This window comes from Pontibacter rufus, assembly GCF_015694705.1.
Classification (GTDB): domain Bacteria; phylum Bacteroidota; class Bacteroidia; order Cytophagales; family Hymenobacteraceae; genus Pontibacter; species Pontibacter rufus.
This window is the reverse complement of the sequence record NZ_JADQDR010000001.1, coordinates 431,082-453,517: the sequence shown is the minus strand read 5'-3', so window position 1 is coordinate 453,517 and position 22,436 is coordinate 431,082. Positions and strand designations below refer to the sequence as shown.

Genomic DNA, 22,436 nt, shown 5'->3' with positions numbered 1-22,436 from the left:
ATTGTACCTATTTCTTCTCTTCCTGTTTCTCCTTTAGCGCATCAATGTGCTGGCAAAGGCTTTTAAATATCTCTTCAATATCGCCAATACCGTCTACTGCACAATATTTTCCCTGTCCGGCATAATAGTCGGCTACTGGCGTGGTTTTGGTATTGTACTCCTGCACACGCTTGCGGATAAGCGCCTCATTCTGGTCATCGGGCCGGCCGGACGTTTTGCCACGCAGCAGCAGGCGTTTGGTTAGTTCCTCGTCGTCTACGCGCAGTGCAATCATGCAGGATATTTCAGTACCGTTTTCGTGCAGCAGTTTATCGAGCCCCTGCGCCTGCGGTACCGTACGCGGAAAGCCGTCAAAAATAAATCCGGCTGCATGCCGGTGCGTTTTCACCTTGCTTTCAATCATACCAATTACCACTTCGTCGGGCACCAGCAGGCCGGCATCCATTAATTTCTTGGCTTCCAAGCCCAGCACAGTGCCCGCAGCAATCTCGGAACGAAGCAAATCGCCCGTAGAAAGGTGAATCAGGTTGTATTTGTCAATCAGCTTTTGACTCTGGGTACCTTTACCGGCTCCCGGAGGACCAAATAAAACGATGTTGAGCATATCTGTTCGCTAAAAATAAAAGGCAAATGTAAGTATAAATCGGTGTAAGTAAGCGGGCAAAAATATCAGGACATCAGGCACAAGACTTTCTTAACAATTAAAATTAGTAAGAAACCTTTTAAACTCTATGATTAAAAACGCAAAATGCAGGCTTTTTGTACGTTTTTGTTAACACAGTGGCATAAAAGCGTGCTAACGCGTGCCTCCTTCCCAGGCTACGACACAATCTTATAAATATCGCGCAGGTTCCGGCCAAAACCGTTGTAATCCAGCCCATAGCCTACTACAAAGTCATTAGGAATAGCTTTGGCCACATACTTTATATCCAGCGGGTGCTGCACACACTCGGGCTTCATCAGCAGGGTAGCCACCTCCACCGAGGCTGCCCCGCGGTCGCCCAGTTGCTGCAGCAGGCCATGCACCGTGTGGCCGGTATCCACAATATCTTCCAGTACAATTACATGGCGCCCCTGTATGTCTTCGTTCAGGCCCAGGATTTCCTTTACCTTTCCGGTACTCTGCATATCCTGGTAAGAGGCCAGGCGGATAAATGAAATCTCGCAGGGGATGGTGATGCGCTTCATCAGGTCGGCGGCAAACATGAATGAGCCATTAAGCACTGCCAGAAAGAGTGGTTTTTTATCTGCATATTCCTGATCCAACTGCTCAGCCAGCATCAGGATGCGCGCGATTATTTCCTCTTCGTAAATGTAGGTGCTAAAGCTGCAATCGTGCAGTGTAATGGTACGGGGATTCATGAGCTTATTTGTTGATGACCAGACAAAGATAAGTATAAATAAAAAATAAGCCCAACGCAAAGGCCGGGCTTATCACTTATGCAGGGTAGCTTTTAATTATTTTGCGGCGATACCTGCCACCAGGATGGTGTTCCCAGAACTGTTGGCGGCCGTTGCCGGTACTGCCCGGGTAGCATCCAGGTTTATTTCTTTCAGCTCTCTGTTAATCTTGATAGGCGCTTCCGGGATGGGCGGCTCACGATCCAGGGCGATGTGCGGCGCAATTACCAGCGACACAATAGACATCAGCTTGATGAGAATGTTCATACTCGGGCCCGAGGTATCTTTAAACGGATCGCCTACGGTGTCGCCGGTTACAGAAGCTTTGTGGGGCTCAGACCCTTTGTACTCCATCACGCCATTAATCATCACGCCTTTTTCAAAAGACTTTTTAGCATTGTCCCAGGCGCCACCGGCGTTGGATTGGAACATCGCCATCAATACACCCGACACGGTAACACCGGCCAGCAAACCGCCCAATATCTCGGCAGACGAAGTATCAGGAAATACCCCTCTGAAGCCAAAGCCAATTATAAGCGGCACAATCAGGGCAATGGCTCCCGGCAGCATCATTTCGCGCAGCGCGGCTTTTGTTGAGATAGCCACACACTTATCATACTCCGGTTTACCGGTGCCTTCCATAATACCCGGAATTTCGCGGAACTGGCGGCGCACCTCGTGTACCATGGCCATGGCCGCACGGCCTACTGCTGAAATAGCCAGCGCTGAGAAGATAAACGGAATCATGGCGCCGATGAACAAGCCTGCCAGCACCGGCGCTTTGTACAAATCTATACTTGGGATACCGGCTATACCTACAAATGCCGCAAAAAGCGCAAGCGAGGTAAGAGCCGCAGACGCAATGGCAAACCCTTTGCCAGTTGCCGCCGTGGTGTTGCCCACAGCATCCAGAATATCGGTGCGCTCGCGTACCTCTTTGGGCAGCTCGCTCATTTCGGCGATTCCTCCGGCGTTGTCTGCGATAGGGCCAAAGGCATCAATGGCCAGCTGCATGGCTGTTGTCGCCATCATACCTGCTGCCGCGATTGCCACGCCGTACAAACCCGCCGACGCATAAGAAAGCACAATACCGGCTGCCAGCACAATAATCGGGAGCACCGTGGAGTGCATGCCTACCGCCAGGCCGGCAATAATGTTGGTGGCGTGGCCCGTGGATGACTGCTGTATAATGGAATTAACCGGCCGTTTGCCCATAGCCGTGTAATACTCTGTGATGATGCTCATCAAAGCGCCTACTACCAGGCCCACCAGCACCGCCAGGTAAACGCCATTTGCTGTAAAGTCGAAGTTGCGGAGGTTCAGGTTATCAGGCAGAAGCCAGTGGATGATAAAATAAGTGGCAATGGCTGTCAGTACTACGGAAATCCAGTTGCCGCGGTTGAGAGCAGCCTGTACATCGCCCCCTTCTTTCACGCGCACGAAGAACATCCCAATCAGAGAGAAGATGATACCCAGTGCTGCTATCAGCATGGGAAGTATAACCGGTGAAATGCCGCCAAAATCATCCTGCACCGTTACTTCGCGGCCCAGCACCATCGTGGCCAGTATAGTTGCCACATAAGAGCCGAAAAGGTCGGCACCCATACCGGCCACGTCGCCTACGTTGTCGCCTACGTTGTCGGCAATGGTGGCGGGGTTGCGGGGGTCATCTTCGGGGATGCCTGCCTCTACCTTACCTACCAGGTCAGCGCCTACGTCGGCTGCTTTGGTATAGATACCGCCGCCTACGCGCGCAAACAAAGCGATACTTTCAGCACCCAGCGAGAAGCCGGTGAGCACTTCCAGGGCACGCTCCATTTCAATTCCGTTTACATCAGCACCGGTGCTTTCCACATACAGGTAGTAGAAAATGATGAACAGCGATCCTAAGCCAAGCACCGCCAGTCCGGCTACGCCCATACCCATCACCGAACCACCGGCAAACGATACATTAAGGGCTCTGGAAAGGCTGCTGCGGGCCGCTTCGGCGGTGCGCACGTTTGCTTTGGTAGCAATCCGCATCCCGATAAAACCAGCTGTTGCCGAGAAGAAGGCGCCAATCAGGAAAGCCACTACAATCAGCGGGCTCGACTTTTCGCCGGTGTAGCCCAGGTAAAATAAAAAAAGTGAGGCAATGACCGCGAAAATAGCCAGCACCTTGTATTCAGCTTTCAGAAAGGCCATAGCCCCTTCGGCAATATAGCGGGCAATGGTGCTCATGCGCTCGTTGCCGGCCGGTTGCTTTGCTACCCATAGCGAGCGTATCCAGGTGTAGATAAGGGCCGCCACGCCTAATGCAGGAATTGCGTAAAGAATAGGTTCCATTCAGTATGATTAAGGTTTAAAGTATAGATGTCTGTAGCGATTAAAGAAAAGGGGTTCTGCTGACTTTTCCAAATACATTACAATATCTGCTGCACATAACAGATAGGCTATACGGCAAGTGATAAAGAAGTTGCAACACCAAACCTGATTCTCATGCAAAGTATGGCCTGCGTGCAGCGAAAACTAAAGGTATGCCCAGCTTTACAACTGCTCCATTAGCACCTTGTACAAGGCTACCATACTTTCGATGTCTTTTTTATGCACGATTTCGTCAGGCGTGTGCACGTTGTCCTCGGGTGCGCCCACAAAGCACCAGTCCCAGGGAAAGGCGCTGTGCTGTAACTCTTTGGCATCGCTGCCGCCAGCACCTTCTACTTCCAGTTGGTATGGAATCCCTGATGCTTCCGCAATCTGGATGATTTTCTGCACGTACGCGCGGCGCGGAATCAGGCTGTCGCGCATCGAAATGGCCACACCCTTGCCGGCGTGCACGCCCTCGGTTATCCAGGTAATATCACAGATAAGGCCTTGCTTGACACAGTAATTTTTGTAAATGTAGCGGGCCAGGTAAGCCACCGAGCCACCGCCGTGCTCCTCCCAGCAACTGAACGCGATAATGCCGTCCGTGAGCGTTTCGGCCACCTGCAGGGCAGCCCATACGCCAAGCCGGTTATCGAGGTAGCAGGATTGCACGGTATCGTCCGTCTCCCGGAAGTCACACTTAAAAACCAGCTCCGTGCCGCGCGCAATTTCCCGGTCATAAGCATACGCTAATTCATGCGCTTCTTCGTTATACTGCAGAGTGCATTCTATGTCTCCCGCTGCATCGTGGCCTACCAGTTTATAGCCGGTTTCTATGTCTGGTCCGCCAATTTTAACCAGCTGGTTGCCGTAGCGCACCGTAAAACCGATAGAATCCATATGGGCGAAAATTGCACTCCGGGGTTTGCCGAATACCAGCAGGATACAATCCTGAAACTGCTCGCCGTACAGCACCTTCGGCTCGGTTTTCCAGTGAACTTTATGCGCTTCCACATAGTTTAGCAGGAAATCAGAAAGGCTTTTTTCGTTGCCGGACGGGGCATGTATGTTACAAAGTTGCTCCAGTAACTTCATAGGTTATTTTCTTTTCAGGGAATCCAAATTAAATATTATTGTTGTACTTTTAGAACTTCCGGGCATATCCGAAGTCTGCAGCACCCAAAAGCATCGAATAGTCTTATTATACATGAAGAAGTTATTATTCATCCTCTTCTCCTTTATATTACCTGCCCTGGCAGCGGCACAGCAATCCGACACAACCGCTATGCGCAACGTCACCATCGAGTCCATCGAGGTAATGCCGGAGGCAACCCGGATCAAGGGCATGCTGCTGCTCAACAAGGATATTCAATACGAGTTGGAGGGCGCCGTGGACAACATGTACAACTTTAAGTACGCAATTGCTGAGAAACAATTTAAATCGCTGCGCCGCCGTTACCCTGACCATCCGCTGCCATACTTCCTGATGGGGCTAAGCCAGTGGTGGAAGATTTTGCCTACCAACATCGAAACCCGCCAGTACGACGACCTGTTTTTTGCCTACATGGATACCACCATCCAGAAAGCTGAAGCGCTGTATGACGCTGACGAGCAGAACGTAGAAGCTGCTTTTTTTCTGGCAGCAGCCTATGGCTTTGAGGCACGGCTAAACTCCGAACGCAGCAACTGGCGCAAGGCAACAGTGGCCAGCAAACGTGCGCTGGAATTTATGGAAAAAGCCAAAGCCGGCAACGGCCTCAGCCCCGAGTTTCTGTTTGGCGAAGCGCTTTTTAACTATTACTCCGTCTGGATACATGAAAATTACCCCATGCTGCGCCCCGTGCTCATCTTTTTCCCGGATGGCGACAAACGCCTGGGGTTAAAGCAATTGCGCTACGTGGCCAACAGTGGCTTTTATACGGGCAATGAGGCGAAGGTTTTCCTGATGAAGATTTACGCCAACGAAGAAAGCAACCAGGAGGATGCCCTTAAGGTAGCGCAGTCGCTGGCCACAAAGTATCCTGACAATGCTTACTTTGAGCGGTTTTATGCGCGCCTGCTGTTTGTGCAGGGGCATTTTACCATGGCCGAGCGCGTGTCGCTGGACATACTGAGCAAACTGGAGCAGCACATGCCGGGCTATGAGCCCGTGAGTGGCCGCTATGCTTCCTACATCCTGGCATATATCAACCAGAACAAGTACAGGGATTTAGACAAGGCGAAGCAATATTACCAGAACGCCATTATGTATGCCGAAATGACCGGCGAGCGCGATTCGGGTTACTTCATTAATTCATACCTCAACCTGGCCCGCATTGCAAAGCAGCAAAAAGACCTGCCCTTGGCCAAACGTTATTATACTGTAGTTTTGGAGGCGAGCGAAAAGAAGTCTGACAGCTACAAAGAGGCTAAAGATTTCCTGAAAGCCAGTAAAAAACGCAGCAGAAAATCTAAGTAAACAGGCCCAGGAAAGCCCCGCGCTGCGCTTTCATCGAATAATGCGCTTCCACCCAGGTCCGTCCGTTTTGCCCCATTTCTGCCCGAAGCGTTGGTTGTAGTAATAATTGCTCCAGCCGCGCATACCACTCCTGCTGCGTAGTACAGGTAAATCCCGCTTCGCTATCCGGCATCACCACCACGTTGGCTCCAACTGCCGACACCACTGCCGGGATGCCCAGCGCCATATACTGCAGCGCTTTAAAAGCACATTTCCCTTTGGCCCATTCCGTATCAGGCAAGGGCATCAGCCCGATATTGATTTGCAATAAATCTTCTATTTCCGTCTGCTGCCGCCAAAGTATAAATCTTAATGAGCGTAATTGCAGCGCAGGTTCCCTGTCTGCTATTACCAGAAAATCAAAGTCATACTGCTGCTCCAGCCGTTGCAGTACCGGCTCAATGAGCTGTAAGTATGGCAAAGTGGTGTGTGAGCCCGTCCAGCCGATAACGATCCGCTGCGTGTGCTGCTGCTTTAGCTGGTTGTGGTAATTCCCGGTGTCGATGCAAGTGGGCAGGTATGTCGCCGCGGTATTATACTGCTGCGCAAATGCTAGGAGATAGTGGTTGCCGCAGCTTACCTTATAACTCCAACGGCAGATTTCCGATACTTTTCCGTGCTGTTTATACTTGGCGACAACCTGGTTTCCAGCGGTTGTATTTGGCAGCCAGGTGGCGTCGTCAAAATCATATATGAGTTTTTTCCGGAAGATGTTTGCTGCCAGCCATTCAAACCAGGGCGGCCCCAGGGGCGTTGCTTCGCGGTGAATAAAAACGTAATCATACCAGGGCAAAGTCAGCAACAGCAAGAGCCGCCTCATCAAGCCCAAAGTCAGGCCCCAGGCTTTTTGTAAAGTATGGCCAGGTTTATAAAGTATAGCCCACGTTTCTGCATTCCAGAAAGGAGCCAGTTTATACCTGATGCCCTGCTGACGGAGCACCGGCAGCCATTGCTCTACCCGGAACCGCTGCGAGGCCGCCACGCCCGCCGGATAAGGAACCACAAACAGCACTTTCATACTTGTTTCTCCATCCGGCTAAAGAAATATGTGTAGGCTTCCTTTATCTTTCTCGGCGACCTATACTTCGCTGCCAGCTTCGGGATTTCGCGTCTGTGTTCGGGATTGCTGATGATTGCCTGAATTTTCTCCAACGCCCGTTCCACGCTTCCCTCCTGCTGCAAGTTAAACAGCGCGCCGCCGCCTTCGTTTTGGATAATATCACTGTCATCGCCGACGCCTGCTGTTAGTAAAACGGGCAAGCCATTGGCCCAGTATTCGCCAATTTTGACGGGAGAACAAAAGCGGGCGGAAGGGTATGATTTGATGGTAGCAAAAGCGAAGTCAGCGGCGGAAAGGTATGGCGGCACCTGCCCGTGTGCCACGGAAGCGATGTATACTTTGGAGATGTCTATTTGCTGTTGGTTTAATAGCTGGATGATTTCTGCCTGCGGATGCGGCGAAAGTATAATCAGCCGGAAACCAGGTATGATGCTGAAACATTGTTTATAGATGGCGAAAGCCTCTTCTTTATAGTATAAGCCGCCATACTTGCCCACGTAAATGCCAATAACAGCATCTTGCCAACCTAACTGCTGGCGCAAACTATTTCTCTGCTGTTTATTAAACCTAAACATATCCGCATCGACAGAACAGGGCACTACAAAGATGTTTTCTGCAGTCACCCCTTCTCTTATCAGTGCAGCTTTGTACTTCCCGGAAACAGGCATCAGACCAGCCGCATTTTTCTTCTGCAGATTTTCCCAGCGCTTCTGGAACTTATACTTTAATCCGTGTCTGCTCCATACTTTTGACTGTAGCATGTAATTGGCATGAGGTTCCAAAGATGTTACATAATATGGCAGCTTTATTCCTTTCAGCGCTTTCTCAGCCACTGCACCAGCCGGAGCTCCATGTGCTATCACCATCTGAATATTTTCTTCTCTTACAATCTGCCTCAGCTTTTTACAACCCATGATGAAATCAGCAACCTGGTTTCCAAGCCTGCTTTTTGTCTGGAAGGATGAAACCGGAAACCATTTTACTTTATTATGTAGGAGAACGGGATGTAGTGTAAGCCTGGAAGCGCTTTCATCAATAATGTCTTCAAGGGTTATAAATACGATTTTGCTGATGTCCTGAAGCTGTATTAAAGCCTGGAGCTGAGGCACTACGGTAGAGGTCGTAAGCACATCTTCTAATTTCCAGCGACAAAGCGATGCAATATTCACGGCAGGTTAAGGCAAGTATAGCTTGTACAAGGTTTCCAACTGGCTCAGGTAGTTTTGCTGCTGAAACGCCATTGCTCTTTTTTTACCGGCCACCGACAGGTTCATTCTAAGCTCCGGGTTCTCTTTTAGCTCCATTATTTCAGCAGCACAATCTTCCGGCGAGTTCAGGTTAAAGAAAAGCGCATTCCCACCGGTAACTTCTCTATGCACTTCAATGTCAGAAAGGATACAGGGCAAACCTATTGCCATTGCCTCGGCCATGGCTATTCCAAAGCCCTCGTAAGCAGATGCAAGTATAAAGGCATCGTAGTTGTGCAGAATTTCATGTACCTTATTGCAGCTTCCCTTCAGCTTCACATTTTTCAAGCCTTTCTCCTTTATAGATGCTTGCAACTCTTCCATCATGGGCCCATCGCCGATAATATCTAAGTATACCTCCCTTTGCTTCACTAACGCCATCACGTTTAGCAGGAACTGGTAATTTTTCTGTCTTTTTAAGGTGCCCACCGCCACCATACGCAAACCTTTGCCTGGCTGCGCCACCGGCTTTGCATACCTGGCACTATAAAACCGGTCTGCTGCGAAATTATACAGAACTGTTGCGTTTCCTTTTATACCTATACTTTCGTTATAGTCTTTCCCCACAGCCGCTGATACAAATATGGCATGATGCCTACTGCGGTACGTCAGCTTCTCCATGTAAAAGCTCAGGCGATTCAGGGTAAATGCGTCCTGGCTCAACGGATTATGGACTGAGAACACGAGCGGTACGGAGGCAGGTTTGGCCAAACGTGCTATATTAGCAGGCCAGTAATGATGCGCATGTATGAGGGCAACACGTTCCTTATTTATTATTTTCCTTAGCCTGTAAACAGATAACAGGATACTGCGCTTCCCGCTGTAACCAAGGCAGTATACTTTATCAGCCTTCACCTCAGGCAATAAAGTTACGGGCGGCCTCATATACACCACCACATGCCTATAGCGGCCCGAAATACCTTTAAGCGACTCTGTAAGCAGCACTTCTGCCCCACCCACTGCCAATGATTCAATAATATGTAGTACAGTTGCTTTCAAGTTATAATGCCTGCCGCTAAATTAGCTCTCTGTAACCTCATTTTGATGGCAGGTAAATCAAATATACTTATTGTCGGCGACTACAACCGAAAAGATTATCTGGACTTATTTAAGGCCTGCCGGAACGACTTTAATTTTTACTTCTTAGAGTACGCCTTTCCAAAGGAAGTTACTTCTGATTATTACCTGACGTATGGCAAAGCCATATTTTGGGGAGATTTTTCTGATGCTTATACTTTGCTGGATGAAATATCGCCTAAAAAAGTTATTTTCTTCTATATCGAAGCATACAATCATGTGGCTTTAAACCTTGCCTGTAAGGAAAAGGACATACCAACCTTCCACATGGAACACGGCTTGCGTGCCGATTACGTGCCCGGTTCTGATCCTGCCATTCGCCAGCCGCCTGCCCCTGGTTATGGAAAAAGATTTCAAAAGCTCTTCCACTTCGCTGCGAGCCTGAAGGCCAGAATCCGGAACAGGCTTTTTCTCTTAAACAGCATAAAAAAGTTCTCTCCAGAAGATGCAGCATTTGTTAAACACTTTATAAGTATAAGACGAACCCATACGTTTGCAGCCACCGCACGGAAAATAACTTCTCCTAAAAGGCAAGCCCGGTTTCATATTTCCTTTAGCCCCAACATATTTGCTGTGCATCAGCACAATGATATATTACCTCCAGATCAAAAGGTATACTTTACAGGTGTTCCCTATTTTGATCATCTTGCGCATGTCAAAGCTACCCCAACGACATCAAGAGCTATATTATTAATAGACCAGCCCCTTGCCGAGCACGGGCTGCTGAAGTGGGATAAAAAATATAAAGCAGATTTTGTTCACATCCTTACCCGGATTTGCAGGCAATACAACTATAAATTATACGTAAAGCCTCATCCCAGGCAGGATTTAGAAATATGGAGGCAGGCGCAACAACTAAGCTTGTGCTATATGATAGACGATAAACAATTAGGCGAACTTACTCCAACTATTCCTCTTGTATTAGGCTTTTACTCAACTTATTTAATGCCTTTTGCTTCCTTTAAACACACCACACTAATAACTTATGAAAACCATCCGGCTGGCGGTTTCCTTGTTTCCAGGCCATTTGTAGAAGCAGGCGTGGCACATCCTATATATGATTTACAAGAACTACATGCCATTTTGCCTGACATAGCGCAACTCCATCAGCAGCAACTGCCTAACAAAATAAAATTTACGGAAGCGTGGATGTATAAATTTGACGGGAAAAGCGGCGAACGCTTGCGGGAAATCCTACTGCGTAATGATTTATAAATAAAACAGGCTGCTCCGGAGCAGCCTGTTTTATTTATACTTTATGCCTTCTCTGTAGTGGGCGCCTGTATTTTGTCTTTAAAATAGATGAGGGTTTTTTGCAGTCCCTCGGCACGATCTACCTGCGGCTCCCAGCCCAGCAGTTCCTTTGCTTTGGTAATATCGGGCTGGCGCTTTTGCGGATCGTCTTTTGGCAGTGGCTGGTATTCTATCTTCAGTTCTACACCGGTTAGCTTGCAAATTTCCTCTGCAAATTCTCTGATGGTGATTTCAGACGGATTACCGATGTTCACTGGCATGGCGTAATCGCTGAGCAGCAGGCGGTAAATGCCTTCCACCAAATCATCCACATAGCAAAAAGAGCGCGTCTGGCTGCCGTCGCCGAAAATGCTGAGCGGCTCGCCCCGCAGTGCCTGGCTCAGGAAAGCAGGCAGTACGCGGCCGTCGTTCAGGCGCATGCGGGGGCCATAGGTATTAAAGATGCGTACAATACGGGTTTCCATACCGTGGTGCATGTGGTAAGCCATGGTCATAGCCTCCTGAAAGCGCTTGGCCTCATCGTAGCAGCCTCTGGGACCTACCGGGTTCACGTTGCCCCAGTAATCCTCTGCCTGCGGGTGCACCAGCGGATCGCCGTATACTTCGGAAGTAGAAGCTATCAGCATACGCGCATTTTTGGCTTTGGCTAAACCCAGCAGATTGTGCGTTCCCAAAGAGCCAACCTTTAATGTCTGAATCGGAATTTTGAGGTAATCTATCGGGCTTGCCGGCGATGCAAAGTGCAGGATATAGTCCAGGTGGTCCGGCACGTACACAAATTTAGATACATCGTGGTGGTAGAACTCAAATTCCTTCAGTCCGAACAGGTGCTCTATGTTGGCCAGACTGCCCGTAATCAGGTTGTCCATGGCAATGACGTGGTAGCCTTCCCTGATAAATCTATCGCAGAGGTGAGAGCCCAGGAAACCCGCACCGCCCGTTATCAACACTCTTTTTTGAGACATAAACAAAGTATAGAAACAGAACTGGTATATATTATTTTGCCCTTCTAACGGGCTCTTTATTACAAAAACCTGTCAGAAGGGCAAAATAATATAATTTAAGCTAATTCCGTCTACTTATTTATTTTATACGGCTGCTTTTTCTTCCTGCACCACCTGCTGCAGCCCAATACCATAGTAGGTAAAGCCTTTGTCACGCATGTCGGCAGCATCGTAGATGTTTCGGCCATCGAACACCACTTTGCCCTTCATCAGCTTGCTCACCACGTTAAAGTTTGGCGCCCTGAACTCCGGCCATTCTGTTACCAGCAGCAAAGCATCGGCATCAATCAGCGTTTCATATTCATCTTTGCCATACTCAATGCTGTCGCCCAAAGTATGCTTGGCTTCGTTCATCGCTACCGGGTCGTAAGCTTTTACTTTGGCACCCTGCTCCAGTAATTTCTGAATGATAACGAGCGACGGCGCTTCGCGCATATCGTCTGTTTTCGGCTTAAAGGAGAGTCCCCAGACAGCAAACGTTTTGCCAGCTATGTCGCTGTTAAAATGCTTGTTGATTTTATTGAAAAGAACTGACTTCTGGTTCTCATTCACTTCCTCTACCGACTTGAGCACACGCATCTCGTAGCCATTCTGAGAGGCTGTTTTGATAAGTGCTTTCACATCTTTCGGGAAGCAGGAGCCACCGTAGCCGATACCAGGATAAATAAACTTGTTACCAATACGGGCATCGCTGCCAATACCTTTGCGCACCATGTTCACGTCAGCGCCCATAATTTCGCAGAGGTTGGCGATGTCGTTCATAAAGCTGATTTTGGTGGCCAGCATCGCGTTTGCGGCATACTTGGTCATTTCAGCTGAAGGGATGTCCATGCAGATAAGCGGATGACCGTTCATCAGGAAAGGCTTGTAAAGCTTGCGCATCACCTTTTCGGCTCTGTCAGAGGCCACGCCCACCACAATACGGTCCGGCTTCAGGAAGTCCTCAATGGCAGCGCCTTCCTTCAGGAACTCTGGATTAGAGGCCACATCAAACGGGATATCAACGCCACGCGCCTCCAGTTCCTGTGCTATAGCATTACGCACTTTGTTAGCGGTGCCTACCGGTACCGTACTTTTGGTAACTACCACCAGGTAGTCGTTCATGTTCTGGCCTATACTTTTCGCAACTGCCAATACGTGCTTCAGGTCAGCGCTGCCGTCTTCGCCGGGAGGTGTACCTACCGCGATAAAAGCAGCATCGCAACCCTGGATGCTGGAGGCTGGGTCGTTAGAGAAGGTAAGACGTTCTTTCTGCGCATTCCGCACAACCATTTCTTCCAAACCCGGCTCATAAATAGGAAGGATTCCATTCTTCAGGTTTTCAATTTTCTTTGCGTCGATATCAATACAGATTACATCAATACCAACCTCGGCAAAACAGGTTCCTGTTACCAGACCTACATATCCGGTGCCAACTACAGCTATTCTCATAAAGGTTTAATAAAATTAAATTGCAAATTTAAAAAATTATATCTTTTTACAACGTAAAAATTGTTATACTTAATAATATTTTAAAAGTTCTATACTTTAAGATATTTTTTCCACCAATGTTGAAACACCAGCAGCATCCATGCTTTTGTCTGAACGGAAGGCACTGAGAATGAGTTCATACCCTGCCGGATGTTTCGCGTTTGCTGTACATCAAAAATACCCTGCGCCACCACAAAATCATCTGAAAGATACTCCTGCAGCAGGCTGCGGCCTTCTGTCTGCAAAAAAGATTGCAGCGGAATATCGAAGCCTTTTTTCGGTCTCTTAAACAGCTCCGGCGGCAATACAGCACGGAATGTTTCCCGTAAAATCTTCTTCCGGATACCCGCATCTATTTTAGAGGCAACTGGCAGCGAGAACGCATATTTTACAAGCCGGTGATCCAGAAACGGGCTCCTGATCTCAAGTCCATTGGCCATACCCATCAGGTCAGCTTTAGGCAGCATATCATTGGCCAGCACCAATTGCCAATCGGCACACAATACGTTGTTTATAGTACAAGGTTTTGCATTAAAGCACTCCAGCATACGATTTTTTGTGGCATTATAAAGCCTCCTGTTTGTGAGCGCCTGCTTTTCCGGTAGCAACAATGCCATTGCCTCCATTTCTGTCTGCCATGTGGCCCAGAACCAGTAACGGGCGGCCGCCGGCATGTCCGCACCTGTTGCAAACCGCTGCAGTTGCCGCACTTTGTTGCCCCAGGCGCCACTTCTGGAAGCAGGCAGGGCCTCCCACAGGAACCCGAGTTGCTTTACAGCACCGGCCGTAATACCGCCTGCCGCAATTTTATACTCTGCCCAGTGCTTGTTATAGCCTCCAAATAATTCGTCGGCTCCGTCTCCTGAGAGCACCGCTTTTACCTGCCCGCCAGCATACCTGCTCAGCGCATACATTGCCAGTGCCGAAGAATCGGCAAAGGGTTCGCTCAAAGCATCGAGCATGCCGGATAGGTGTTCGTATAGATCATGGTTGCGCAGCAGCAGTTCGGTATGGTCGGTTTTATACTTCTGTGCTACCAAGCGGGCGTAGTGTGTTTCATCGAAGTATGGCTGGTCTTTAAACCCGACTGAAAAGGTTTTGAGTTGCGGGTTAAGCCCCGCAGCCAGCGCTACCACCACCGAAGAGTCGATGCCGCCGCTGAGAAAAGCACCTACCGGCACGTCGGCCACCAGGCGTTCGGCTACAGCCTGCTCCATCAGTTGCTGCAACTTTACCTGTTGTTGTTTGTAAGGCAAGGGGTTGTTAGCGGCCTTCTCCGCATTAAACGGCAAGCGGTACCAGCTTCTCTCCTGCACCCTGCCCTTGCGGATAAAGAGCGAATGGCCTGGCAGCAGCTTTTTCACGCCCTGCAACATAGAGGCCGGAGCGGGCACATAACTCAGTTGTAGATATTGGAGCAACGAGGTATAATCTACTTCACGTGGAACGCCCAGCGCCAGTAAAGCGCTCATCTCAGATCCAAACAGAAACTTGCCAGCATCTTTATAGTATAGCAGCGGCTTTTCCCCAAAGCGGTCGCGGGCGATAAAGAGACTTTCGTCTGCAGCGTCGTAAATGGCAAAGGCAAAAAACCCGCGCAGCTTTTTCAGGCAATCCTGCCCCTGTTGCAGGTATAGCTGGAGCAAAACTTCTGTGTCGGCATTTGTGCGGAACCGTATGCCGCCCTGCTCTAGTTTTGCCCGCAGTTGTTTGTAGTTGAGTATCTCGCCGTTGAAGATAATGGTATAACGCCCGCCTGCATCCGTAAACGGCTGGTTTGCTTCCGAAGAGAGATCGATGACAGAAAGCCGGCGGTGCGCCAGTCCCACGGGCCCGTGCAGGTACAGCCCCCCGGCATCAGGACCACGGTGCCGCAGCGCCTCTGAGGCCTGCCGCAGCCCTACCAGCGCCAGCCTGCCACCTTCCGTAAAAGCAAAAACACCTGTTAGTCCGCACATAAGTATAAGGGCAAAAGAAAGCTTGTTGGTTGTTAGTGGTTAAATTGCTGAAGGCTAACAGGAATGATCAGCTTATTAAGCAAAGAGCACGCAATCAGCTTAAATAATACGCGCTCTTTGGCATTCTGAAAAACCTCATTGACTTGCAGAAATGTCTTGTTTTGCGCCTGTTTAACTTTCAGGATGGCTAAATAGCATGCTCTAACACTGTTCTCATACTTGATCCGTTTATACTTCATCTATCCTATCGGGGCACTTATACCTGCCCTTGCGTAAAGGTATACTTTATACTTCCCAACTCCTTGTGTAGCGCCGCAGCGCCTGATTTTTTGCAGCACGCCTGCCTGTTTTCGTTAAAACCAGCAACCTGTCACCTGATTCAAAGTATAGCTTAGTACAGTATACCCTAAGTTGTTTTTATGAAACCGGACTGGCTGGACACGAATGAGTATCCCTTCAAATCAAGGTACCTGCAATTAAAGGCGGGTAGAATGCATTATATTGATGAAGGGGAAGGCACACCCATAGTGATGGTACACGGTACGCCTTCCTGGTCGTTTCTGTATCGTAACCTGATAAAGGTACTCAGCAAGCACTACCGCTGCATTGCCATGGACATGCTGGGCTTTGGCCTGTCGGACAAGCCGGAGGACTGGAGTTATAAACCGCGGGCGCATGCCGATAACTTCGAGCAGTTGATGGAACACCTTCAGCTCAGGGACATTACGCTGCTGGTGCACGACTTTGGTGCACCCATTGGCCTGGCCTACGCCATCAGGCATCCGGAGAACATGAAAAACATTGTGATGCTTAACTCCTGGACCTGGTCTCTGAGCAAGCACCAGTCGTTTTCCAAAGCCAGCAAGTACCTGGTGGGGCCCCTGGGCAAGTTTTTGCATTCCAAACTTAATGTGTCCACCAAAACGCTGGTAAATGAGCTTTTCGGGGAAATGGAGAACGTGCCGGAACCCATCAGGCAGCATTATGTGAAGGCGCTGGGCAAGCCCGAAGATCATGTAGAAAAACTTGCCTGCGCCCGCGAGCTAGTGGGAGCCGGCAAGTGGTACGAGGAGCTGTGGCAGCAGCGAAAAAGAATCCAGGACATCCCTGCACTTATACTTTGGGGTGAGCGTGATAAACTGATAAAGATTGAAGCGCTGCAGCACTGGAAAAATTTCTTCCATGAGTGCTACGTTATACATTTTGAAGACGGAGGCCACTTTTTGCAGGAGCAGAATGCAGAAGAGGTAGCCAGGTACATAGAGAACTTTGTAAAAGAAGAGCAAAAGAAGCAGGAACCGGCAGATTGCCATTAGCCACAACAAAACTATGAAAGCGAAACACCCACAACAAAAAAATGATGTACAGCATCAGCAAGGTAACCCCGGGGCCATGCAACAGCCTGGGCAAACGATAAAAGGCACTACCTGCGACTCTCCGCAGAATCCGTTAAACGAATCGCCTAAAAACCGGATAAAGTCGTATCAGCAGTTGGGTGAGTTGGATGCCGATCTGGCTGAGAACAAGGATGATGACATACCGGCAGGAAATAAACCGGCACAGCAGAACGAACAATCATAAAAAATCGACGGCTGTCAGGTATATAAGTATAAACTAAAAGCAGGCACAGAATTTAATCTCTGCACCTGCTTTTAGTTTATACTTGTTTATACTTGCCGGCTATATACTTGCTCCCGCGCCTCCATCTCCTGTCTGGTCTAAAAGATTTTGCCCGCATTAAGAATGGCGGGCGGCTCGAAAATGTCTTTTATACCGCGCACCAGGCACAACTATACCTGGTTGAGCGCCATGCCGGTGTGTGGCCGCTGCGCCAGACTGATGGCATGTTCACCGGAGATAATGCTGCCCAGGCTTGCGCATAGTTTAAGCATCTCTTTTATACCTTCAGGCGGTTTATAGTTCCAGTTCTCGTCACAGATGCCGGTTTTTACGATGTTCAGGTGCAGGTTGCCATCGCGCCGGCATGGCCGTAACACACGGCTTAAAGTCAATGCCTGTGGCCACTTTCCTTCTCCCTTTCTAACAGTTCTGTCTGCGCCACCACCATATCCTTCTCCTTTTATACGCGTTCGCTTTTGCGGTATGGGCTACATGGCGCCGGCGCTGAGCGTGGCCCCGGCAGAAAACTTTCGTGATAGTAGCGCATAATACAGTTTATTTCTTCAGCGTTAACAAGGTTAAGCACCACTTCCGGCAGGTAATGCAGATTTTGGTTTCGTTGTAGGTGCAGCGCAGCATGCTGTGCTCCCCTCCTGCTATGCAAGCACTGCAATAGCTACCGGCATAACTAGATTGAATTTCATTTTTAAAAAGAATCTGAATCGTTAATTTAGCCACTTATTATACTTTGTTTCACTTTTGCCAAGGTAAGCTTTGAGAACACTATTTACGACATCAGCCCTGCTAATCTTTTTCCTGGTCCTGATGGCTTCCTGCCAGACCTCACAGCCGGTTTTCAGCAAGCGCGGCGAAACGTACAGATCAGCCCGCGAAATAGCCGCCGCCAAACGCCAGCAGCGCAAAGGGCGCCACAACAGAGATGACAGCCGCAGCATTGCCGCGTCCAAAGACCACAGCCGCCGCGCCCGCGTTTCACGCAACCCAGGCGCCCAGATCAGTACCGTTATCGAAACAGCCCGCTCTTATACCGGTGTGCCTTACAAATGGGGCGGCACCACCCGTGTGGGCATGGACTGCTCCGGCCTGCTTTGCACCTCGTTCCAGAGTATAGATGTTCCGCTACCCCGCACCTCCGAAGAGCAAAGCCATTATGGCAAAAAAGTAAAGTTAAAGAACATACGTGAGGGCGACCTGGTTTTCTTCGGCGCTAACAGGTTCAGCAATGAGGTAACGCATGTGGGTATGGTAACAGAGGTTATCAGCGATGAGGAAGTACGGTTTATACATGCTTCCACCTCACTGGGCGTAACAGAAAATAACCTCTATTCAGATTACTTCCAGAAACTGTTTATCAAAGCTGTGCGGCCGCCTTTATAGACCATAACGATTTGATTTATTGGCAGATAGTGGTACCTCATAAAAAAAATACTTATCTTAACTTTAAATTAACAGATAGATAAGGTGTTTTAAATTCTTTATGAATAATTTTGCCAAAAAATTACTTAATCGTATTTATGAGAACTATTTACAAGAGCCTGGTTCTGTGCCTGGTCATGCTGCTGCCGCTGCAGTTAGCCTGGGCACAGGTAACAACGAGTAGTATCAACGGGTCCGTCAGGGATCAGCAGGGGGCGCCCCTTATTGGTGCAACTGTAAGAGCCACACACCAACCCTCCGGCACAACTTACGGAGCTGTAACCAACGCCGATGGCCGTTTTAACATTGCTAACGTGCGTACAGGCGGCCCTTATGCAATTGAAGTAAGCTATATTGGTTACCAGCCCAAGACCTATAGCAACATCAATTTAAAATTAGGTGTGCCATATGAACTGGAAGCTACTTTATCTGAATCCGGCACCGATTTACAGGAGGTGGTAGTTTCGGCAGACCAGTCCTCGGTTTTTAATGCAAATAAAACAGGGGCTGCAACCAACGTAAGCACCGAGCAGATCACCACACTGCCTACCATCTCACGAAGCGTTACGGATTTTACCCGCATTACGCCGCAAGCCAACGGAAACAGTTTTGCCGGCCGCGATGCCCGCTTCAACAACCTGCAGGTAGACGGAGCTAACTTCAACAATGCTTTTGGCTTAAGCTCCAACCCGCTTCCGGGTGGCTCTTCGCAGCCAATTTCACTGGATGCCATTGAGGAAATCTCTGTAAATATTGCGCCTTATGATGTGCGCCAGTCTGGTTTTACCGGCGCCGGTATCAATGCTGTTACCCGTAGCGGCACAAACGAGTTCTCAGGTTCTGTGTATACTTTTTACCGGAATCAGAATTTTAACGGTACTAAAGTAGGCGACGAGGAACTGCCGGAGCAGGCCGACCGGTCAAACGTAATTTATGGCGCCCGTTTGGGAGGACCCATCATTAAAAACAAACTGTTCTTCTTTGCCAACTACGAGCACGAGACAGAAACATATCCGGGTATCAACAGAATTGCAAACCGCCGGCTTGTGAGCGGCCCGAACGTATCAAGAACCACGGCAGAAGACCTGGACAGGGTACGCCAGTATCTGCTCAAGAATTACAGTTACGATCCGGGCACTTATGAGAATTATGCGAACGATTTTAACAACGCGAACACCAAAATCCTGGCCCGTTTGGACTGGAACATCAGCGACCAGCACAAATTTACTATCCGTTACAACCAGGTAGTAGGCACCAGCGACCAGACCGTAAACGCCAGTTCTGCACCAAACCCACGCGCTTCTTCAGGCCGTATCAGCGATAACGCGCTGTCGTTCTCAAAATCGAATTACGGCTTTGAAAACACGGTTCGCTCGCTTACGGCAGAACTGAACAGCAACTTCTCTTCTAAAATATCAAACCAGTTCCTGGCCAGCTATACCCGCATCCAGGATACCCGTACTTCGCCAAGCGAGATTTTCCCCTTCGTGGATATCTGGAAAGATGGCGACCAGTACATGAACTTTGGTTATGAGCTGTTTACTTACGGCAATGATGTGATTAACGACAATTATTCCTTCATTGACAACCTTACGTACCTTGCCGGCAAAAACACCATTACAGCAGGCGCCAGCTTTGAGATACAGAAGTTTGGCAACAGCTATCAGCGCTACGGCACATCTTATTACAGATACGCTTCTGTAGACGATTTCCTGAACAACGCTGCACCAACACAGTTTGGCCTTACTTATCCTTACGAAGGCCAGGACCCATACTCGCGCATCAACTTCGGCATGGCCAGCCTTTATGTACAGGATAAACTTGCCGTAGACGAGCGCCTGAGCATAACACTGGGCCTGCGTGCAGAGCTTCCTGTTTACATGAATGATCTTACGTCTAACCCGTCTATTGATGCATTAACCTTGCTGGATCCGGATGGAAATGAGAAATCATACGCTAGCGGCGAGTGGCCTAAATCCAGAATATTGCTGTCTCCACGCTTTGGTTTCAATTTAGATGCATTGCCGGATGGTTCGCTGCAGCTGCGTGGCGGTACCGGTATCTTCTCAGGCCGTGTGCCATTTGTGTGGCTTACCAACATGCCAACCAATGCCGGTGTAATTCAGAACGTGCTGGAAGGTGTTCCGGCCAGCGCCCTGGACCAAATCAGGTTTAACCCGGATCCTTTATACTGGTTAGCGAATGGCCCATCCGATGTATTTATCAAATCGCCAAATGCCGGTGCGCCGGGCAGCTTTGCCCTGGTAGACCGTGACTTTAAAATGCCACAGGTATGGAGAAGCAGCTTAGGCGCCGATTATACTATCCCTGGCACGCCGCTGACAGCTATTGCAGACCTGTTGTATACCAAAGATTTGGTTGGCACTTATCAGTTTAACGCCAACAGGAAGCCTGCTACACAGCAAATGAACTATGCCGGCGATAACCGAGATTTCTGGAATGGCAAAGCCGATACCTACTATACTGACGCTACCGGCGACGCCATTGTATTGAGCAACACCAACAAAGGAAGTTCACTGTCGGCCACGGTTGGTCTTTCACTTCCTGCCAGAAGAGGCTTCTTTGGTTCAGTATACTATACTTATACCCGCGCCAGAGACATCACCGGCAACCCGGGTTCGAGCGCCGGATCTGCATGGGCTAACAATTATTCCGTAAACGATCCAAATGAATTGCTGATGGGCATCTCTCAGTTTGAGATACCTCACCGTATTGTAGCGAATGCTGCTTACCGCCTTGAGTATGCCAACCACCTGGCCACTACGCTGTCGTTGTTCTACGAGGGTGCTTCGCAAGGACGCTTCTCTTACACCACCAACGGCGATTTGAACAAAGACGGCGTAAGCAGCGACCTGCTGTACATTCCCTCTACTTCAGAAGAGCTTAACTTTGTTGATATCACCGATGACGGAGAAGTAATATTTACGGCAGCGCAGCAACGCGAGGCTTTCAACAACTTCATTAGCAACGACAAAGCCTTACAAAATAGCAGAGGCGGTTATGTGGAGCGTAACAATGGTTTGATGCCTTGGTTCAACCGCGTAGATCTGAGATTATTGCAGGATGTGTTCACCAACATTGGCGGCAAGCGCAATTCGCTTCAATTCAGCGTAGACGTAACCAACCTGGGCAACCTGATAAGCTCAGACTGGGGCGTATACCAGCAGCTGAACGGTGGCTCTATCTATAACTATGGCTTATTGAAAGTTGCCAGTGTAACACCAGAAGGTGTGCCATCCTTTAACATGATCACTGTCCGTGACAGCGCAGGCAACACGATTCTGCCGGAAACACCGTACCGCGACAATGTTTCGCTCTCCAGCACCTGGAGCATGCAATTGGGTCTGCGTTATATCTTTAACTAAGCAGAACTTTATACTTCAAAAAAGGGACAGCAGTAGCTGTCCCTTTTTTATTTTCAAAATCTATTACGTGGCTTTTGGATTGTAGAAATTTATACTATTTTTGTGCCACTAACATTTGGGGGATTAGCTCAGCTGGCTAAAGTGTCCCGAATGCTTTCGGGAAGGTCAGCAGTTCGACGTTCTTATTTTATACTTGGGGGATTAGCTCAGCTGGCTAGAGCGCTTGCATGGCATGCAAGAGGTCATCGGTTCGACTCCGATATTCTCCACAAAGGCAAAGCATAAAGCTTTGCCTTTTTTGTTTATGGGCTACTATACTTACATCCTCTATTCAGAGAAACTCGACCGCTACTACATTGGCAGTTGTGAAGATATGGAGGTCCGTATAATGCAGCATAATAGCGGCAGAAACAAATCAACCAAAGGGGGCATTCCCTGGCAGATAAAACACACTGAAACTTTTGAAACACGCTTAACCGCTATAAGCCGGGAAATCGGAATCAAGAAGAAAAAGAGCCGGAAGTATATCGAATGGTTGATTAGCTCAGCTGGTTAGAGCGTCCCGAATGCTTTCGGGAAGGTCATCGGTTCGACTCCGATATTCTCCACAAAGGCAAAGCGTAAAGCTTTGCCTTTTTTGTTTATGGGCTATTCTGACTCACATTCCATACCTGGCATA

18 protein-coding genes and 2 tRNA genes are annotated in these 22,436 nt (G+C 48.9%); 9 read left to right on the top strand and 11 right to left on the bottom strand.

What is annotated here, in order from left to right:
• Positions 1–7: 7 nt before the first annotated feature.
• The 4 genes from I2I11_RS02025 to I2I11_RS02010 all read right to left on the bottom strand — a co-directional run bounded on the left by I2I11_RS02025 (position 8) and on the right by I2I11_RS02010 (position 4,842).
• Positions 8–604, bottom strand: a complete 597-nt coding sequence (locus I2I11_RS02025) for an adenylate kinase (RefSeq protein ID WP_196265987.1) — start codon at positions 602–604, stop codon at positions 8–10.
• 215 nt (positions 605–819) lie between these two features.
• On the bottom strand, positions 820–1,362 hold the full coding sequence (hpt, locus tag I2I11_RS02020; RefSeq protein ID WP_196265986.1) for a hypoxanthine phosphoribosyltransferase: 543 nt from the start codon (positions 1,360–1,362) through the stop codon (positions 820–822).
• 96 nt (positions 1,363–1,458) lie between these two features.
• Positions 1,459–3,726: a sodium-translocating pyrophosphatase gene (locus I2I11_RS02015; RefSeq protein WP_196265985.1), complete on the bottom strand. Its 2,268-nt coding sequence runs from the start codon at positions 3,724–3,726 to the stop codon at positions 1,459–1,461.
• Positions 3,727–3,927: 201 nt separating this feature from the next.
• On the bottom strand, positions 3,928–4,842 hold the full coding sequence (locus I2I11_RS02010; protein WP_196265984.1) for a M20/M25/M40 family metallo-hydrolase: 915 nt from the start codon (positions 4,840–4,842) through the stop codon (positions 3,928–3,930).
• Between the two features lie 112 nt (positions 4,843–4,954).
• Between I2I11_RS02010 and I2I11_RS02005 the strand changes: the two genes are divergently transcribed.
• The gene (locus I2I11_RS02005) at positions 4,955–6,205 is read left to right on the top strand and encodes a tetratricopeptide repeat protein (RefSeq protein ID WP_196265983.1); all 1,251 of its coding nucleotides are present in this window, start codon (positions 4,955–4,957) and stop codon (positions 6,203–6,205) included.
• On the opposite strand, the gene I2I11_RS02000 is transcribed toward I2I11_RS02005, so the two are convergent.
• From I2I11_RS02000 to I2I11_RS01990, 3 genes are read right to left on the bottom strand one after another with little or no spacing between them, the layout of a single operon-like run.
• Positions 6,198–7,262, bottom strand: a complete 1,065-nt coding sequence (locus tag I2I11_RS02000; protein ID WP_196265982.1) for a glycosyltransferase — start codon at positions 7,260–7,262, stop codon at positions 6,198–6,200. The genes I2I11_RS02005 and I2I11_RS02000 overlap by 8 nt on opposite strands.
• Complete coding sequence (locus I2I11_RS01995) at positions 7,259–8,473, bottom strand: glycosyltransferase (RefSeq protein WP_196265981.1); 1,215 nt, start codon at positions 8,471–8,473, stop codon at positions 7,259–7,261. The genes I2I11_RS02000 and I2I11_RS01995 overlap by 4 nt, the downstream gene beginning before the upstream one ends.
• A gap of 6 nt (positions 8,474–8,479) precedes the next feature.
• The gene (locus I2I11_RS01990) at positions 8,480–9,550 is read right to left on the bottom strand and encodes a glycosyltransferase (protein WP_196265980.1); all 1,071 of its coding nucleotides are present in this window, start codon (positions 9,548–9,550) and stop codon (positions 8,480–8,482) included.
• A 45-nt stretch (positions 9,551–9,595) separates the two neighbouring features.
• On the opposite strand from I2I11_RS01990, the gene I2I11_RS01985 reads away from it, so the two are divergent.
• A complete protein-coding gene (locus I2I11_RS01985) occupies positions 9,596–10,843 on the top strand; it encodes a glycosyltransferase family 52 (protein ID WP_196265979.1) in 1,248 nt (415 codons plus the stop codon).
• Between the two features lie 41 nt (positions 10,844–10,884).
• Here I2I11_RS01985 and I2I11_RS01980 read toward each other — a convergent pair whose 3' ends face one another.
• From I2I11_RS01980 to asnB, 3 genes are all read right to left on the bottom strand, one after another.
• Positions 10,885–11,847, bottom strand: coding sequence for a UDP-glucuronic acid decarboxylase family protein (locus tag I2I11_RS01980; RefSeq protein WP_196265978.1), 963 nt, complete (start codon positions 11,845–11,847; stop codon positions 10,885–10,887).
• 123 nt (positions 11,848–11,970) lie between these two features.
• A complete protein-coding gene (locus I2I11_RS01975; RefSeq protein ID WP_196265977.1) occupies positions 11,971–13,317 on the bottom strand; it encodes a UDP-glucose dehydrogenase family protein in 1,347 nt (448 codons plus the stop codon).
• A gap of 89 nt (positions 13,318–13,406) precedes the next feature.
• Positions 13,407–15,314, bottom strand: coding sequence for an asparagine synthase (glutamine-hydrolyzing) (gene asnB / locus I2I11_RS01970; RefSeq protein ID WP_196265976.1), 1,908 nt, complete (start codon positions 15,312–15,314; stop codon positions 13,407–13,409).
• A gap of 419 nt (positions 15,315–15,733) precedes the next feature.
• On the opposite strand from asnB, the gene I2I11_RS01965 reads away from it, so the two are divergent.
• A complete protein-coding gene (locus I2I11_RS01965) occupies positions 15,734–16,630 on the top strand; it encodes an alpha/beta fold hydrolase (RefSeq protein ID WP_196265975.1) in 897 nt (298 codons plus the stop codon).
• Between the two features lie 13 nt (positions 16,631–16,643).
• Complete coding sequence (locus I2I11_RS01960; protein ID WP_196265974.1) at positions 16,644–16,895, top strand: hypothetical protein; 252 nt, start codon at positions 16,644–16,646, stop codon at positions 16,893–16,895.
• Positions 16,896–17,104: 209 nt separating this feature from the next.
• On the opposite strand, the gene I2I11_RS01955 is transcribed toward I2I11_RS01960, so the two are convergent.
• Positions 17,105–17,311 (bottom strand): hypothetical protein, encoded by a 207-nt coding sequence (locus I2I11_RS01955; protein WP_196265973.1) that lies wholly within the window; start codon positions 17,309–17,311, stop codon positions 17,105–17,107.
• A 397-nt stretch (positions 17,312–17,708) separates the two neighbouring features.
• Here I2I11_RS01955 and I2I11_RS01950 point away from each other — a divergent pair, with 397 nt between their 5' ends.
• From I2I11_RS01950 to I2I11_RS01930, 5 genes are all read left to right on the top strand, one after another.
• Complete coding sequence (locus tag I2I11_RS01950; RefSeq protein ID WP_230679830.1) at positions 17,709–18,332, top strand: C40 family peptidase; 624 nt, start codon at positions 17,709–17,711, stop codon at positions 18,330–18,332.
• Between the two features lie 137 nt (positions 18,333–18,469).
• Positions 18,470–21,757 (top strand): TonB-dependent receptor, encoded by a 3,288-nt coding sequence (locus tag I2I11_RS01945; RefSeq protein WP_230679829.1) that lies wholly within the window; start codon positions 18,470–18,472, stop codon positions 21,755–21,757.
• Positions 21,758–21,952: 195 nt separating this feature from the next.
• Positions 21,953–22,026, top strand: a tRNA-Ala gene (locus tag I2I11_RS01940).
• Entirely contained in the window at positions 21,990–22,313 is a 324-nt protein-coding gene (locus tag I2I11_RS01935; protein ID WP_370582914.1) for a GIY-YIG nuclease family protein, read from the top strand. The genes I2I11_RS01940 and I2I11_RS01935 overlap by 37 nt, the downstream gene beginning before the upstream one ends.
• Positions 22,296–22,365, top strand: a tRNA-His gene (locus I2I11_RS01930). The genes I2I11_RS01935 and I2I11_RS01930 overlap by 18 nt, the downstream gene beginning before the upstream one ends.
• Positions 22,366–22,436 lie beyond the last annotated feature (71 nt).